Annotated in this window: 11 protein-coding genes and 2 pseudogenes; 2 read left to right on the top strand and 11 right to left on the bottom strand. The window is 36.1% G+C overall.

Annotated elements, in window-relative coordinates; genetic code table 11:
* Positions 1-615: 615 nt before the first annotated feature.
* Positions 616-1,182: an elongation factor P gene (gene efp, locus ERCIKOCA2762_RS01975; protein ID WP_157988530.1), complete on the bottom strand. Its 567-nt coding sequence runs from the start codon at positions 1,180-1,182 to the stop codon at positions 616-618.
* Between the two features lie 60 nt (positions 1,183-1,242).
* Between efp and epmB the strand changes: the two genes are divergently transcribed.
* Positions 1,243-2,292: an EF-P beta-lysylation protein EpmB gene (gene epmB, locus ERCIKOCA2762_RS01970; RefSeq protein ID WP_157988529.1), complete on the top strand. Its 1,050-nt coding sequence runs from the start codon at positions 1,243-1,245 to the stop codon at positions 2,290-2,292.
* Positions 2,293-4,080: 1,788 nt separating this feature from the next.
* On the opposite strand, the gene ERCIKOCA2762_RS03555 is transcribed toward epmB, so the two are convergent.
* Both ERCIKOCA2762_RS03555 and secA read right to left on the bottom strand, forming a co-directional pair.
* On the bottom strand, positions 4,081-4,251 hold the full coding sequence (locus ERCIKOCA2762_RS03555; RefSeq protein ID WP_415017158.1) for an SEC-C metal-binding domain-containing protein: 171 nt from the start codon (positions 4,249-4,251) through the stop codon (positions 4,081-4,083).
* 80 nt (positions 4,252-4,331) lie between these two features.
* Positions 4,332-6,804, bottom strand: a pseudogene (gene secA / locus ERCIKOCA2762_RS01965) (preprotein translocase subunit SecA); the annotation flags it as partial.
* A 634-nt stretch (positions 6,805-7,438) separates the two neighbouring features.
* Here secA and ERCIKOCA2762_RS01960 point away from each other — a divergent pair.
* Complete coding sequence (locus ERCIKOCA2762_RS01960) at positions 7,439-7,981, top strand: DUF721 domain-containing protein (protein ID WP_157988527.1); 543 nt, start codon at positions 7,439-7,441, stop codon at positions 7,979-7,981.
* Here the strand turns inward: ERCIKOCA2762_RS01960 and lpxC are convergent.
* The 8 genes and pseudogenes from lpxC to murD form a co-directional block, all read right to left on the bottom strand.
* Positions 7,962-8,879, bottom strand: a complete 918-nt coding sequence (gene lpxC, locus ERCIKOCA2762_RS01955; RefSeq protein ID WP_157988526.1) for a UDP-3-O-acyl-N-acetylglucosamine deacetylase — start codon at positions 8,877-8,879, stop codon at positions 7,962-7,964. The genes ERCIKOCA2762_RS01960 and lpxC overlap by 20 nt on opposite strands.
* 109 nt (positions 8,880-8,988) lie before the next feature.
* Entirely contained in the window at positions 8,989-10,143 is a 1,155-nt protein-coding gene (ftsZ, locus tag ERCIKOCA2762_RS01950; RefSeq protein ID WP_157988525.1) for a cell division protein FtsZ, read from the bottom strand.
* A gap of 73 nt (positions 10,144-10,216) precedes the next feature.
* Complete coding sequence (gene ftsA / locus ERCIKOCA2762_RS01945; RefSeq protein ID WP_157988524.1) at positions 10,217-11,473, bottom strand: cell division protein FtsA; 1,257 nt, start codon at positions 11,471-11,473, stop codon at positions 10,217-10,219.
* Positions 11,474-12,356: 883 nt separating this feature from the next.
* Positions 12,357-13,277 carry a D-alanine--D-alanine ligase gene (locus ERCIKOCA2762_RS01940; RefSeq protein ID WP_157988523.1) on the bottom strand — a complete coding sequence of 307 codons (921 nt, stop codon included), beginning with the start codon at positions 13,275-13,277 and terminating at the stop codon, positions 12,357-12,359.
* 18 nt (positions 13,278-13,295) lie between these two features.
* Positions 13,296-14,753, bottom strand: coding sequence for a UDP-N-acetylmuramate--L-alanine ligase (gene murC / locus ERCIKOCA2762_RS01935; RefSeq protein ID WP_157988522.1), 1,458 nt, complete (start codon positions 14,751-14,753; stop codon positions 13,296-13,298).
* A gap of 82 nt (positions 14,754-14,835) precedes the next feature.
* Positions 14,836-15,893: pseudogene (gene murG / locus ERCIKOCA2762_RS01930) on the bottom strand (undecaprenyldiphospho-muramoylpentapeptide beta-N-acetylglucosaminyltransferase).
* Positions 15,894-15,897: 4 nt separating this feature from the next.
* On the bottom strand, positions 15,898-17,109 hold the full coding sequence (gene ftsW, locus ERCIKOCA2762_RS01925; protein WP_157988783.1) for a cell division protein FtsW: 1,212 nt from the start codon (positions 17,107-17,109) through the stop codon (positions 15,898-15,900).
* Positions 17,109-18,425, bottom strand: coding sequence for a UDP-N-acetylmuramoyl-L-alanine--D-glutamate ligase (murD, locus tag ERCIKOCA2762_RS01920; protein WP_157988782.1), 1,317 nt, complete (start codon positions 18,423-18,425; stop codon positions 17,109-17,111). The genes ftsW and murD overlap by 1 nt, the downstream gene beginning before the upstream one ends.

Here is an 18,425-nt window from a genome sequence, read left to right as displayed (position 1 = left end):
TTGAAAACTATTATGGATTTGTGATTTTATTTATCCTGACTGTAGCGATTCTACTGTCTTTTTATGATAGATTATTTCTAGGGTCAGAAATTATAAGTACTGATTTTATAAAAAACTTGTGTTAGTGAGAATACACGAAGTAAGCGTTCATTCAATATCTGAAATCTTATCACTCTGTATACATTACTGATTTAATAAGATTGTGTGAAGTTTTTGGATCATAGATCCTAACATCAGTCACGAAGTGATAGTAGATTTATTTTCTAAGAACAATTTTAGATTACAAACGAGATTTTAGGTTATTGAAATCTAAGATTCTTGTTAATCATTAATACTCTTCAGTTTTATGTATTACTTTTTTTAAAAAACTTATAATGCTATGTTTGAGTCTTGTAAGATACTTATATTTTATGGACAGTAAATAATGCAAGCGCCTATTTTAGGAATGATCCATATAGTGTTAAAACGCTTATTTGTATTTATTTTATGGATGGAATGTTGATAAAAAAATGCATTATCATCACATTAATAATTATTAGATCTATCATCATATACATCCCATTCAGCATATTTAATTTATGTGAGATCAATTAGATAGAACGTTAGTGACTCACTTTATTTTATGCGGGATACATATTCACCAGAACGAGTATCTATTTTTATCCATTCGCCAATTTGGAGGAATAATGGAACTTTCACGATAGCACCAGTAGAAAGTATTGCTGGTTTGCCACTGCTACCAGTAGTATCTCCTCTAAGACCTGGATCAGTATCTATAATTTCTAATTCCACAAAAGTTTGCGAGAGAACCTGTATGGGTTTATTGTTCCACAATGTGACAATGCATTCAGCGTTGCTAAATAGCCACTTAGCGGTTTCACCGACCGTGGATTTTTCAATACAATATTGTTCAAAGCTTTTTGGATGCATAAAATAAAAAAAATTACCATCATTATATAGATAATTTAAGTTTGTATCATGAACATTAGCGCTTTCAGCTAACTCTGTGGATTTAAATGTTTTTTCTACACGACTTCCAGTTAATAAACGACGCATTTTAATTCTAACAAAAGCTTGGCCTTTTCCTGGCTTAACAAATTCACTCGATTCGATAGCATATGGTTCATTTTCGAATATAATTTTTAGACCAGGGCGAAAATCACTACTAGAATAAGTTGCCATATAGAACCTTCTATAATTTATGATTGGGATTGATCTTATTACTAATACATAGACTTAAACATGACAAATACTTTAATTTTGCAGAGTCCTCTACGAGAAGAATGGTTGTGTAAATTGACGAGTGTCATTACTAACCGAGCTGAATTATTAGAATTCTTAGAGCTCAGAGACCATCCTGAACTGATTATACAACATGATGTAAAAGATGGTTTTCCTTTACGTGTACCGCGTTCTTTTGCCTTGCGTATGTGTAAAGGAGATCCCAAAGATCCTCTTCTTTTACAAGTGCTTACTTTATCACAAGAATTGGTGAATGTAGTTGGTTACAAGCTAGATCCACTTAACGAGAAAAGTAGTACATTTTTTGGAGTATTACATAAATATCATAACCGTGCTTTATTTTTAGTAAAAGGTCATTGTGCTATTCACTGTCGTTACTGTTTTCGCCGTCATTTCCCGTATCAAGAGCATAAAGGCAATAAACAGACATGGCAGAAAGCCATAGAGTATATTAAGAAGCAGGGTCATCTAGACGAGATTATTTTATCTGGCGGTGACCCATTAATAGCTACAGATCATGAGTTAGACTGGCTGTTTTCGCAATTTGAGAAAATATCACATCTAAAGCGTTTGCGGATACATAGTCGTTTGCTTGTTGTGATCCCACAGCGTATTACTCAGGCACTATGTCAACGCTTTAAAGCTTCACGATTACAAGTATTAATAGTTACACATATAAACCACATGAAAGAGATTAATGAGGATCTACGTGATCGAATATGTATGTTAAAGTGCGCAGATGTAACCGTCTTAAATCAAAGTGTTCTTTTGCGCCACATTAATGATAATGCGGTGACACTCGCAGAATTAAGTAATGCATTATTTGATGCTGGTATTTTGCCTTATTATCTGCATATTTTAGATAAAGTTCACGGAGCAGCGCATTTTTATGTAAGCGATGATCATGCACGTTTAATATTTCGAGATTTTATAACAATGGTTTCAGGTTATTTAGTACCAAAATTAGTAAGAGAAATTCCTGGAGAACGTAGTAAAACATCGATAGATTTATATATGTCTCCAGATAAAAACAATACTCATATTGAGTAATGCAGATAAGTAGATTTATGATCAGAGCCTCTTAAAAGATACAGCAAGCATTGATTTTTAATATTTGATATTAAGGCTGACTATATTTAATATATATCAGTATTGGATAATCATTGAGAAAGTACAATACAATGATCGCCATGTTCTTGACAAAATAATAATTTTTATCATATATAATAAATTATAGGTATCTAATACCATATTCGAAGAGTTGATTATGAGATATAGCACACGTCATAATTTTTATTAATGGAGGCAGAATACGTATAAAATGACTTATAGAGTTATATATCAGTATGATATTAGTAATAATATTTTACTACCTCTAATTATTTTATTATCTGATTATACTATACAGTTACTGATTTTCTATATAGTCAATTATTTTTGATATAATTGAGCATAGTTCAGTGAATCAGTATATTTTATACTAAATACTGCAAAAAAGAGAGTGTGTTTTATTGTATCATTGTAAATGATGACGTTTGAATTTATTTTCTCATTACAAATTATTAATGATAATTCTTCTATTTATTTTTGTGATGATTATTCATTCTATAAATTGTATACATAAGTTCTACTGATAAAGGAAGTACAAATAGTGAGCAAAAGTGTATTTATCATCTAGTATATTTATAATTTTAAGATTTTTATGGAACATAGAGTTGGTATACTCACCTCATATAAGCGATAACAAAATAGTATTTTACTAGACATTAAATATTAGTGATTTATTTTTTCAATAATTTATTATTACTTAACTTCAATCAGTAAATAATAATACTTTTATATGAAAGCTACAGTAAAAATAGCCTGAGTGTTTGGTATACCTGTATTTTAACCTATTAAAAATTTAATTTTTTACAATGGATGTGAGAATGGTATTAGGTAATGCATATTGCACAGATTTAGCTGAGATGTAATTAATATTAATAAGCATTCACAGAGTGATGATTTTTAGTGAGTTGAATATTGATTCTATATTAGAGTATATATATCTAACTTCTATGAATGATCATAGGTGTGATGAACTTTGAATATCTTTAGCACGAAGGTACATATTATTTTGCATTAATAGTTTTTAGAATTATATCACTATTGTTTTTATTGATACACAAAGGTTGAAGATGAAATATAAATCATCTATACATGGTATGATTATTAATATATGCGTAGGGTAAATATGATTTTCATAGTAGAGAGTAGATTTCTTTTTTAGTTTGATGGTTGTAGATATTTTCTTTTATTTACATTTGTCTTGCTACATGAGCATCTTATAGAGATCCGATTACAGCGATAACACAAGCTGTTTTGTAGTTTTATTTGTTAGCATACACGATGTGTTTTATAACAAAGTTTATGTGTTATGATCTTTGGGTTATTGTTTTCTATAATAGCTATATGTATATACTAGGGCTTACGTGTTCTAATGTCCGCAATGATAGTATTAGGACGTACTATGTACATGTACATATAGCATTTCATAGCTAGAAACTCTTGGTGTGTTAAGCATATGAAAACAGACTAGAATGTATATGTATTTTATATGATATCGTATTTTTTATTTCTTGTGCGCAGGCACTGCGGTGCTTCAAAATGACTTCATATAGATGAAGTTCTATGGTAGAGAAGAGCAATCACTTTGCTATTCGTAGAATACGTCGCCATTTGACGATTATAATATAAAAGTGAAAGGAAAATATCATGCAATGTGTTTGTACATAAATTCAAATATGACACGTAGGCTATAGCGGTATAGAATTAACATGCAAGATATTTTTTACAAGACTATCGACTTTCTTCTAGATCACCACAGCATTGTTTATATTTTTTTCCTGAGCCACACGGGCAGCTATTGTTTCTTCCTACGTGGTATGTACTCCTTCTAACATACAAAGATTGTACGGCTTCTATAGTAGCGTTGCTTTTTTGATATAACGGTTTGTCTTGTGCGATCACATCTAGCTGTGTTTTGTCAATGTTTGTTTGTGGATCACCCGACTGTGGTGGTGTATCTGGTTTTTCGATGTTCTGCAAGGTCTTAACTACTTCATATTTTAGTGCTTCAAGCATGGAAGAAAACATGATGAAAGATTCTTTTTTATATTCTTGTTTAGGATCCTTTTGGGCGTAACCACGTAAATGGATGCCTTGTCGTAGATGGTCTATAGCAGCAAGATGTTCTTTCCATAATGCGTCGAGAGTGTGTAACATTACACTTTTTTCTATACTACATATGATGTTAGTATCATATACTTTTCTTTTACGCTGGTATTGATGTTTAGCTGTATCTATGATACGTACACGGAGTCTCTGCGCATCCATATCTCGCTCTTTTTCTAACCATGTTACAATAGGGATGTTCAACTTGAAATTTTGTGTAAGTTCTTTTTGTAGGTCAATAATATTCCACATATCGCTCATAGCCTGTATTGGAATATATTTATCGAGGATAATCGTATAAACATCTTCTTGCATATGGCAAATAATATCCGAGATATTAGGCGTATCTAGTAATATATTACGTTGAGAGTAAATTGCACATCTTTGATCATTAGAGACATCATCGTATTCTAATAATTGTTTACGAATATCAAAATTACGACTTTCGACCTTACGTTGTGCGTTAGCAATCGCTTTAGTGACCCAGGCATGCTGAATAGCTTCCCCTTTTTTCATGCCTAACTTGCGCATCATATTAATCACACGATCTGATGTAAAAATGCGCATGAGCGAATCTTCCATGGATAAGTAGAAACAAGAAGAACCTGGATCACCTTGACGTCCAGAACGACCTCGTAGTTGGTTGTCAATTCTACGTGACTCATGACGTTCTGTTCCAATAATATGTAGGCCGCCTGATTTTAATACTAAATCATGGTATTTTTGCCATAAAATTTTTGTTTCTTCGACTGTTGTGTGATTAATTTCTGAATGTGTATGCAGTGGAGTTTGTAACTTACCGCCAAGAACGATATCTGTACCACGGCCGGCCATATTTGTTGCAATAGTCACTGCACCTGGTTGACCTGCCTGTGCAATAATAGCCGCTTCACGGGCATGAAATTTTGCATTCAGTACTGTATGTGAAATACCAGCATCAGTTAATGCATGTGAGATAACTTCAGATTTTTCAATTGAAATACTTCCAACTAGAATTGGTTGTCCTTTGTTTTGACGATCACGAATATCATGAATAATTGCCGTAATTTTCTCTTGTTCAGTCATATAAACCAGATCTGGTAGATCTATGCGAATCATGGGGCGATTGGTTGGTATTACAATGGTATTCAAATGATAAATAGATCGAAATTCAAAAGCTTCAGTATCTGCGGTCCCAGTCATCCCAGCTAGTTTATTATAAAGACGGAAGTAGTTTTGGAAAGTAATTGAAGCTAGTGTTTGATTTTCATTTTGTATAACCACACCTTCTTTTGCTTCTATAGCTTGATGTAACCCATCAGACCAACGACGCCCAGGCATAGTGCGTCCAGTATGTTCATCAACAATAAGAATTTCATTGTTTTTTACAATATAATCAACATCACACATAAAGAGAGTATGCGCGCGTAGTGCAGCGATTACATGATGCATAATAATGATGTTATTTTGTGAATACAGAGATTCTCCGCCTGCAAGAATCCCTTCATTTGCCATGAGTGTTTCTACCATTATTAGGCCTCTTTCAGTAAGATGCACTTGTCGAGTTTTTTCATCTACTGAAAAATGACCATTTCCTGTGAATGATTCAGAGTCTTCTTTTTCCTGACGGATGAGCTGTGGAATGATTTCATTAATTTTAATATACAATTCAGAGTTGTTTTCGGTGGGACCAGAAATAATAAGCGGGGTGCGTGCTTCATCGATTAGAATAGAATCGACTTCATCCACAAGAGCGTAATGCAGCGCACGTTGTACTCGTTCCTCTGCACTAAAGACCATATTATCGCGCAGATAGTCAAATCCATACTCATGATTAGTGCCATAAGTGATATCAGCTGCATAAGCTGCAGACTTTGATGAGGTAGGCATACCAGGTAAGTTTATGCCAACTGTCAGGCCAAGAAATTCAAATGTAGGCCGATTATTTTCTGCATCTCGTTTGGCTAGATAGTCATTGACTGTTACTACGTGAACGCCATCCCCTGATAGGGCATTAAGATATGCAGGAAGAGTGGCTGTGAGTGTTTTGCCTTCTCCTGTCTGCATCTCAGCAATGCATCGATCATGTAGCACTACACCACCAAGCAGTTGTACATCAAAATGTCGCAGATTACAGACGCGCTTACTAGCTTCTCGTACAGTAGCAAAGGCTTCTGGCATTAGATCATCTAATTGTTCGCCTTTTTTAATTCTTGTGCGAAATTCAGTTGTTTTGGCTCTTAATTCATTGTCAGTCAACTGAATAAAATATGGTTCTATAGTATTAATACGATCGACTATTTTATACATACGTTGTAATGCACGATCATTGCTGCTACCGAAAAATTTCGTTAAGAGTTTGATAAACATAATTAATGATTTCTCACAGTATCCTTTAAAGACATTACATATTTAACAAATGCCTAGTTTGAATAAGTATGTTTTTAGTTTAAGAATGTATAGTGCAGAGTTAGTTAGCACACACACCAAAAATGGTTAGTTAATCATCGTGTGATGATATGCCTAGATATAGATGCTTATAATGTAGCACCATAAGCTATAGTGTATATTACCTAATACTCGTTTTTTGAATTTTGTAAGCTCGTGAGCGTATCTCCCCTAGTACATAAAGTGCTATTATCTGATATACTAGTAAGATGTATTATTTATTACTGTGGTAATCAAAGATATAGATGAACACAGAGGAAATGTTTTTCCATTGCAATGAAAGAAATTTCTGCATCTGATCTACTCTACGTCATAAAAGATATCGGATACTTCTTTTGTATTCTAACAGACTATCTAGGGCTATGGAGGCTTTCATTTTATTTCGTATTTCTTAGACGCATGTTGTATGCAATGTTTTTAGTATAACATAATAAAGTTTTCAGTAGTTTAAAGGTTAACATCTAGTTATTTCGGCTATTTTTAGATCAATATCATATGTTTTTATCTTTTTTAATACTTTAATATAGTCATGACTATGTTTCGTCGGAGATTATGTATGCGCTATAGTCGCCCCTATTCAATTAAGAATTTTTTTAATCAGACTCAGAAAACAAGTGCGTTGCAGTATGTTTATCAGCGCACTAAAATTCTTATCCAGGTGAACTGTATACTACATAAAGCACTTCCTGAAAAATTACGCCCTTTTTGTACTGCAGCTAACTTCCGTCAAGGTACTTTGGTGATTGAAACAGCGAATGCTCATTGTTTGATGTTTCTGCGCTACGAGAAATCTAATTTACTCACCGCAGTTCGAGAAAAAATATTACCATCCTTAATATCAATATGTATTCGAATAAATCCTATTTTAGCTACTAAAAGTGTAAAGTCTTATCCAGACCACAAGAATTTCCGTACAGATATTAGCAACACTAAAGTGAGACCACTAAGTCAGGAAAGCGCAAATACTTTACGGATTGTAGCGAAACAGAGTCCTGATAAACTAAAATATGCCTTGGAAAGACTAGCTTTATGTACTCGTGATCGAGGTAAGCGTATCTATGATAAGCGTCCACTGACGTCTATGCAAAAAGAAGATTAGGTTCTATAAATGTAACAGGAAGCGCCTCTTCATTTTCAAATGTGGCCCATTCCCACGCCTCTTTCTGAGATAATACTGCTTGTAAAAGTTTGTTATTGAGTGAATGTCCAGATTTGTATGCAGTAAAAGCACCAATGATAATATGTCCGCACATATATAGGTCGCCAATAGCATCAAGTACTTTATGGCGTACAAATTCGTCTTCAAAACGTAGTCCCTCTTTGTTTAATACACGATAGTTATCCACTACTATTGCACAATCAAAGCTACCACCTAGACAGAGTCCATGATATTGCAATGTTTTGATGTCGTGTATAAAACCAAAAGTACGTGCTCGACTAATTTGGCATGTAAATGTTTCTGTAGAGAAATCTATATAATAGCGCTGAGTGCTTGAATTAATCGCTGGATGTTTAAAATCAATAGTAAAATCTAATGAAAAACCATGATGTGGTACAAACTCTGCCCATTTTTCACCCTCCTCAACTCGGACGGGTTGTTTAATTCGTACAAATTTTTTGGCACTGCTTAGTTCTACAATGCCGGCGTCCAATAACAGATAAATAAACGGTGCTGCGCTACCATCCATAATAGGAATTTCAGGTGCATTAACTTCGATTACAATATTATCTATCCCTAATCCAGCCAGGGCTGCATTCAGATGCTCTACCGTTGAGATTCTTACATTATTTTCGTTTACTAAGCATGTGCACAGCATAGTATTGCGTACTGATTTTGCATCAGCTAGAAAATCAACGGGGGGATTTAAGTCAGTACGACGGTAGATTACCCCAGTATTAGCTAACGCACAACGTAAGGTAAGCGTCACTTTTTTGCCGGTATGCAAACCGACTCCAGTTGTCTGTACAATGTGTTTCAAGGTCCGTTGTTTAATCATTTCATGATCTCGACAAATTAGGCACATGACCATTTACTGTACACTATGTATACAAACATATTATGGACACCTCATGTAATGAAACCTAACACCTGAGAATTAATAATTACTAGTCTGCTTGTTTACGCAGAAATGCTGGAATATCTAGATAGTCTGGTTCTTTATTCACTCTTTTTTCTTTTTCGCTAGTTGTTTGTATAGTTTGTTCTTTTTCTAGCGATAGAGGCGCAAGACCGTGTCTCTGATAACGATGATCCATAATAGTTTGCATCGATTTTCTATTTTTGACTAAAGTGATGTCATTACTGTTATTAACACCAATGCCAGTGGCTACTACTGTCACGCGTAGTGTATCATGCATCTCAGGATCTAGGGATGTACCAATGACTACTGTAGCGGTGTCCGCAGAAAATGCACGAATTGTGTTACCTATAGTTTCAAATTCATCCAAACGTAGATCAAACCCTGCAGTAATATTGACTAATACACCACGAGCCCCAGAGAGATCAATATCTTCTAGTAATGGACTGGAAACAGCCATTTCGGAGGCTTCTTCCGCGCGATCTTCTCCACATGCTACACCAGCTCCCATCATTGCATAACCCATTTCAGACATCACAGTCCGAACATCGGCAAAATCAACATTCATTAACCCTGGCCGAGTAATAAGCTCAGCAATGCCTTGCACAGATCCTTTTAAGACATCATTAGCGGCACTAAATGCGTCTAATAGCGAAACACCGCGTCCTAGAACCTTGAGTAATTTATCATTAGGGATCACAATCAACGAATCAACGTATTTAGAAAGCTCAGAAATACCTTGTTCAGCAAATAACATTCGTTTTTTTCCTTCAAAACTAAATGGTTTTGTCACAACAGCCACAGTTAGAACGCCATGCTCTTTGGCTATTTCTGCGACGATAGGGGCTGCACCAGTACCAGTTCCACCACCCATGCCCGCTGCGATAAATACCATGTCGGCACCTACTAAGATTTTACTCAGTGCTTCACGATCTTCTTCAGCTGCGTTGCGCCCTATTTCTGGATTAGCCCCTGCTCCAAGACCTTTAGTGATAGCATTCCCAATCTGAATTATCTGGCTAATAGTTGTTTTACGCAATGCTTGCGCATCTGTGTTAATCGCAAAAAACTCCACACCTTCAATATTCTCCTGTGTCATGTGTTCCACAGCATTCCCCCCTCCGCCGCCAATTCCAATAACTTTAATTACGGCATTATTTGTTAATTCTAAGGGTTCAAACATAATATTACTCCATTATATGCCGTCCGCTTAGAGATCACCAAATATATAGACTATGACCCCATTGCTAGACAAATTAAAACTCTTTTTTTAGCCATTGGTTTATTTTTTTAAAAAAATTGCTGACTAAAGCTCTTGGTTCTTTGTTTTTTTTGTAATTAAGTCGATAATTTTGTCCATAATGCAATAAGCCAACTACTGTTGAGTAACACGGTTCTTGTATGGTTTCTATTAACCCAGATGTATGCATTGGATACCCTATACGCACTTGCGTATGAAAGACACGTTGGGCGCAATCTGCGAGCCCGTTGATCTGTGAAGCACCGCCAGTTAAAACCACACCTGCTGCAAGATAATATTGCATGCTGTTTTTTGATAGTGTTTCCTGGAACTGCAGAATTTCATTATTAACTAGATGTAGTAATTCTGTATAACGTGGTTCAATAATTTCCGTGAGTTTGTGATGTTGGAGGCTGCGAGGAGGACGCCCGCCTACGCTTGGAACTTTAATGGTTTCATCTTGACAAGTAGTAGAGTCTAAGGTGCATCCCTGATGCACCTTGATGTCTTCTGCATCAGTGGGAGGTGTCCCAAAAGCATAAGCGATATCACTAGTGACAATCTGTCCGGCATAAGGAATTACTTTACTATAACGTAATGCACCGTTAGTATATATAGCCATATCCATTGTTCCACCACCAATATCTACCATGCACACTCCTAGTTCACGTTCATCTTCTGTTAAAACTGCTAAGCTTGATGCTAAACCCGAAAAAATTAATTGATCTACTTTTAAGCCACAGCGCTCTACCACTTTAACGATATTTTTCGCCATATCATTATGGCATGTAATAAGATGTACTTTTGCCTGCATACGTACACCTGATAATCCAACTGGATTTTTAATGCCTTCCTGATAATCAATAGCATATTCTTGTGGGATAACGTGTAGAATACGGTGTTCATCGCGTACGCGGACAGATTGGGCCGTATGCACAACAGTATCTACATCTTCTTGCATAACCTCTTCTTCAGAAATTGGAACCATACCGATTTCATTTTGGCAACTTACGTGTTGTCCAGAGAGAGCTAGATAAACTGATTCAATTTGACAGTCTGCCATTAATTCTGCTTGATCAATTGCTTTTTGGACGCATTTTACTACTAATTCAAGGTTATTTACGCCACCTTTATCCATACCACGAGATGGACAGGTGCCAAACCCAATAATGCTCAGAGTGCTGTCAGGCAGGACTTCGCCTACCAAAAGAGCAACTTTTGTTGTTCCTATTTCGAGACCCACTAACAGTTTGCGATCCATGACCTTGATCATTATGTTTTAACCTATATTTGAAGCTGTGATAAATTATAGGCCATTGCCTAATAATAAGAACTGTGTGGTGATACACATCGAATGGAGTTTTAATATCGGCCTAAATCAATAATATATGGATTTTCTATCTGTATCTTCGATGTGAGACACTGATATACATAAAGATAGTTGTTCAGGTTTAGTATACTTACAGCATCATTTTATGCTATATGAATATACTGATCTAATACTAGAAGTTGTGTATATTTTAGTGATGGATATGATTCTGCTAAGTTAGTTATGATTTATAATATTTGTTTGGTAATAAAACCAATACGGTATGTGACTATTTAATTGTGATTTTTTTAAAAAATAAATACTGATGAGTAATATATTGTATCTTTTGAATATATTACGTATTAGCTATAAAAAGTATTTATTGCACATCGTTGTAGATAGTTTTCTATTACAAACTAATCATCTCAAAAATCATATAAGTGTATAATATACGCAACGTTTAGTGTGGTAAATTGATCTTTATCATATTTCTTGGGTATCTACATGAATAGATATGTCCTATTATAAACTTTTCTATCTAAGATAATCACTACAATTATTGTTATATTTGATAGATTTTATAAATATAAATATATGTGTGCAATTAGGTTCACTTAAATTTAAAATCATGTGTATATAGTCTATACTATGCACAATGTCTGATCTGAGACATAGAGAAGGTATGTCTACAGTAGCATGACTAATATTAAACTCTTCTAGATCTGACTACGACCACCGATGTTGGTATAGTACATTCATATGAGCGCATATTTTAAAATACTAATGTTTTAGAGGTATGTACAAGAGACGCGAGATAGATTTAGCGCAAAAAAATTATACTACTAGCTTAACTAGACATATTGAGAATCTCTGTGACCAATTGTGAAAAACTGATGCCTGCCTGTTTAGCGGCTCTTGGTATTAAGCTAGTCTTAGTCATTCCGGGAGAAGTATTAATCTCCAATAGGTAAAATTTCCCATCACTATCTGTGAGCACGTCAACACGTCCGCAACCTCTACATCCAAGTATATTCCATGCGGTTAGGCTTAATGATTGTAACTCCTTGTCTTTCTCAGTGCTTAATCCTGACGGAAGAAGATAACGCGTTCCGTGAGAAATATATTTAGCATCATAATTATAGAATTCCTCAGAGTATTGAATACATATTGACGGTAAAGTTTGATTTCCAAGAATTCCAACAGTATATTCTTCGCCGCCTAGAAAGGCTTCTATTAATACTTCCTTATCATAATGAAAAGCTTTTATTAGTGCTGTTTTTAAATCTGATAATTTATTGACGCGTGAAATTCCTAGACTTGACCCCTCACAATTTGGTTTAACAAATACAGGCAGCCCAAGTGCATCAAGGTTAATGACTAACTCATGATCTAAGTAATTCTTCATTTGTCTCCAGTTTAATGATATAAATGGGGCAGTTGGAAGACCGTATCCTTTCCATAGATATTTACTACGTAATTTATTCATACTAATAGCAGACGCTAATATTCCACTACCAGTATAAGGAATCTTGAGATATTCTAATACACCTTGAATTGTACCATCTTCACCACCACGTCCATGTAGTGCAATAAAAGCTTTTATAAAACCCTCTTTTTTTAATTTCAGTATCGGAAAATCTCGTATATCTATAGGCTGAGAATCAATCCTTAAATCTCGTAAAGTATTTAGGACTTCTTGACCAGATAACAGAGAAATATTACGCTCTCTAGAGCTTCCACCTAGCAAGACTGCTATTTTTTCAACCATAATATTCTTCTTTATTGATTATGATAACTTACTTTCATGCAGAAGGAGAGATAACATACGAGCAATGGCATCTATATTTCCAGCACCTTGAAATACGATCAGATCATTTCCAGTGAGTTTTGGCAATAGACTTTCTAGTATCATTTCGTGGCGAGAGATAAAAATGGGATCTAGTTTTTTACAATTGCGAATAGTATTGCATAATGAAGCGCTATTTATACCGTTTATAGGCAATTCACCAGCAGAATAAATTTCTAGCATGATTAAGAGGTCTACTTTGGATAATATATTCGTAAACTCAGCATATAGATCACGTGTACGAGTATAACGATGGGGTTGAAAAATCATGATAAGATTTCGATCTGGCCAACTAGAGCGTATGGCTTGTATGGTAACATCAACTTCTGTGGGATGATGCCCATAGTCTTCGAGTAAAATAACTGTACCTACCTGGCCAGTAATTTTATGTAAAGAGTACTCACCCAGGAGATCAAAACGCCTTTCTGCCCCTTTAAAATTTTGCAATGAATTTAGGATAGCTAAATCATTAATATTTTCTTCAGTGGCTACGACCACTGCTGCTGCTGCATTTAGAGCATTATGGAGGCCTGGAGTATTGACTTTTACCCTTATTATTGGTTTATGTTGACGAATGAGGGTAAAGCATCCTTGTGTTCTATGATATTTGTAGTGCTGGAGTTGAACATCAGCATCTTTGCTAAAACCATAAGTTGTAATCTGACGTTTAATTCTTGGTATTAAGCCACGAATAACCGGGTCATCAATACATAGAACTGCTAACCCGTAAAAAGGAAGCTTATGTAAAAAATTGATAAAAGTTTGTTTAAGAGTGTCCAAATCACCATTGTACGTATCCATGTGATCAGTTTCAATATTAGTGACAATAGTTATCATTGGTTTTAAATGCAGAAAAGAAGCATCACTTTCATCGGCTTCCACAATAAGGTAACGGCTTCTACCAAGTTTAGCATGCGTACCGAATGATTTTACAATTCCACCATTGATAAACGTAGGGTCTAGTCCCCCTTTTTCATACATTTCCACAAGCATAGCCGTTGTAGTCGTTTTCCCATGCGTACCTGCAATAGCAATACTATAGCGAAAACGCATTAATTCTGCCAACATCTGTGCACGATGAATGATCGGAATGTGTAATTTGCGTGCCTCAGTGATTTCTGGATTGTCGCGTGAGATCGCACTAGATAGTACTACTACGCTCGCCCCAGTGATATTTTTAGGGCAGTGATAAAAATAGATTGTTGCACCCAGTGTTCTGAGGTGTTTCGTGACTATATTTGGAACTAATTCTGAACCACTAACTTTGTACCCTTCTTTGACCAAGATTAAAGCGATACCGCTCATACCTGAACCACCAATACCTACAAAATGAATATGTCGTATCCTTCGCATTGCAGGAATCGTAATGTCTCGTGTCTCTTGTGTTTGAGTATGCATTATTTTAGCCTACTAGTCAGTTTGTTCATTTTGTGTTTATTATAGAATATATTTCTATGGTGTCAGATACATAGCAGCAGTGTTAGCGGACTGTATTCCTGATTATCGCAGAGACACGTTCAGTTGCATCCGGTATAGCTGTTGAACGAGTTTGATTAGCCATTTTTAATAGTATTTTTCGATCCAAGATTGATAGCGTCTGTACCATTGTATCTACCGTGAAGTGTTGTTGCTCATAAATAATTGCGCCCCCGACTGTAACTAGTTGTAGCGCGTTCCAATATTGCTGACGATCTTTATGCGGGAATGGTATAAAAATAGCTGGAAGACCCACAATAGCAAGTTCACTGACAGTCATAGCACCGGATCTACATATTACTATATCAGCCCAAGAATAAGCATTGGCTATATCGTCAATAAATTCTGATATTTTATGATATTTATAATGTATTTTGTGATATTCAGCATGAACTGAATTTAGCGCGCCTTTTCCAACCTGATGCCATAACACGATCTTGTGACCAATCTTTTCCGCTACTTTTGGCATCGTCTGGTTAAGTATACTTGCACCTTGACTACCGCCTAGAACCAATACGCGGATTGGCCCCTCACGCCCATCAAAACGCACAGATGGTTCGGGTAATGTTAGCAGATCCATGCGTATTGGGTTACCGACCACATCTGCGGCAGGAAACGCGCCTGGAAATGCTTGTACAACTTTACTGACAATTTAGCCAACCACTTATTAGTTAATCCAGCAATACCATTTTGCTCATGCAGGATTAAAGGAATGCCACAGCTCCATGCGGCTAAACCACCCGGCCCTGATACATAACCACCCATCCCTAATACTACATCCGGAGACCATGCTTTTATAATTTTTCTCGCCTGACGCCAGGCGTAAAAAATGCGTATTGGTAGTGCTAATGAGGTCAGTACATTCTGACCGCGTAGTCCGTTGATCTGGATAAATTGAATTTTAATACCGTGTTTTGGTACTAAATAAGATTCCATTCGTTCAGCAGTGCCTAACCAAAGCACTTCCCAATTTAATTTTATCAGATAGTCTGCTATGGATAGCCCTGGGAAAATGTGTCCACCAGTTCCGCCAGCCATAATCATTAGTTTTTTTTTGTTCATTTGATTACCCTTTTATAAAAGCCTGTGCTTGTGCTAGACGTATTTCATGATCTATTCGTAATAAGATTACAATAGCTGTTGACATAATAAGGAGACTAGAGCCCCCATAGCTAATTAGCGGTAGTGTTAACCCTTTAGTTGGTAGAATTCCTGTTGCAGCTCCAACATTTACTAGTGTTTGAAAACTAAACCAAATACCAATTGCACATGCTAGAAATCCTGAAAAATGTTGATTAATTTCTAGCGCGCGTCGTCCAATTAACATTGCACGAAAGGAGATGCAGAACACCATAATCAATCCTATCGCTACACCAACGTACCCCAGCTCTTCACCAATAATAGAAAAGATAAAATCGGTATGTGCTTCCGGTAAATATTCTAGCTTTTGTATTGAGTTACCAAGTCCTTGTCCAAATAATTCACCTCGACCCAATGCCATTAAGGATTGAGTTAATTGATATCCGCTTCCAAACGGATCAGCCCACGGGTTCCAAACAGAAATAAGACGTCTGATACGATACGGTTCAGTTAGAATGAGTAGACTCGCAGCAGAAATACCTATACTCATAAACGCCAGAAACTGCCATAATTTCGCGCCGCCTAAAAATAATAGGGCGAGCGTAGTAACAAAAAGCACCACTGCTGTTCCTAAATCCGGTTGCGCAAGTAATAATATAGCTAATACTAACATGACACCAACAGGTTTAATAAAACCCCAAAAATAATTGCGTACTTCATGCATCTTTCTTACTAGATAGTTAGATAGATAACAGAGCAATGATAGTTTAGATAGTTCTGCAGGCTGAATGCCAATTGGCCCTAGTGAAATCCAGCGTCTTGCGCCATTAATCGAGTTACCGATAATTAGAACTAAAAGTAATAATATGATGGTTACAAGCAACATAATAGTGCTAGTGCGTTTCCAAAAATCCATTTGCAGGCATAATGTCAGACGAGCTACCCCTAATGATAATAATAGATACAGTATATCGCGTTTAGCAAAAAACAGTGGATCTTCTAATAAGCGTTGACTGATTGGTATAGAGGCGGAGGTTATCATGATTAGACCTATACTGGCTAAGCCAAAGGCTAACCATAACAATGTACGATCATATAGCAATATAGTGGGTGGGTTATCATTTTTTTTTAAGTTTATGAACCAATCTTTCCATAAATTAGTTATGCGATATATTTGAGATATCTTTGGCATTTGCATCATCCAACCTCACGTGCCAGATTGGAAAATATAATTCCGCGTTGTTCAAAGCCAGTAAACTGGTCTAAACTAGCACAGGCTGGTGCCAGTAGAACTAAGTCACCAGGTTTTATCTGAGTAGAAATGTTTAGTATTGCTTCAGTCATGGTCTCAGTTTGAATTGTTATTTCTGGACGCAAGGCCGCTAGCCTAGCACTGTCACGCCCAAAACAATAAAGACGAATATACGGTTTCTCAAGAAATCCCTTTAGAGCTGAAAAATCAGCTGATTTACCATCACCGCCTAGTAATAACCATAAGGTTCCCGCGCATTCTGCGCTTTTTAGTGCTGCTATAGTACTGCTAACATTGGTAGACTTAGAGTCATTAATCCATCGTACACCATTATTTTTGTGTACTAACTGAAAGCGATGCTCTAATCCACGGAAGGTTGTCAATACTAGCTGACTCATTGCGCGTGGTATATTGATTGAATCTGCTATTGCAAGAGCTGCCAGAGCATTAATAAAGTTATGCTGACCAGTGATCTGCATTTCATTGGTGTTTAGAACCATCTCGCCTTGTGCTTGTAGCCAAATATTTTTTTTATAGTACTGTAACTGATAATCACCATCCTGAATACCAAATCTTCGATAAGATGTATGGTTATTGTATATCGGTGTGGTCATCTTGTCGTCAGAATTAAAGATACAATTTTGAGCGTTGTTATAAATACGTTGTTTTGCAGCACAATATTGCTGTATGCCTTGCGGATAGCGCTCCATGTGATCTTCAGTAATATTGAGAATCACAGCAGTGGTTGCCTTCAAACTATGCGTGGTTTCAAGCTGAAAACTAGAGAGTTCTAGTATGTACAATTGTGCTGGTTTTTTTAGTAGCATTAGTGCCGGAAAACCAATATTACCACCGTTTGCAATTCTCCAACCTACAGATTTAGCCATTTCACTAACTAAAGTAGTAACAGTGCTTTTGCCATTAGATCCAGTTATAGCCACAATAGGCGTCTGTGTTTCGCGACAAAATAGTTCGATATCACCAATAATTTCAATCCCAGCTTTAGCAGCAGCGATAAGAGATGGATGGGTGAGGGGGATACCAGGACTGCGGATAATTAAATCAGAATTTAGTAACCATTCATCATTCATTCCTCCCAAGTGATACTGAATACTTTTAGATAGTTTATGTAAACCCGGTGGTTTTAGTCGTGTGTCTATCACGCGCGGTATCACCCCCTGTCTAATAAAAAAATCAATACATGAGAGGCCTGTAAGACCCAAACCAATAATAATAACTTGTTTTCCTTGATAATTCGCCAT

Source organism: Candidatus Erwinia haradaeae, assembly GCF_900698935.1.
Lineage (GTDB): Bacteria > Pseudomonadota > Gammaproteobacteria > Enterobacterales > Enterobacteriaceae > Erwinia_E > Erwinia_E haradaeae_D.
The sequence above is the reverse complement of the archived record's forward strand: the minus strand, read 5'-3'. Positions and strand labels throughout refer to the sequence as shown.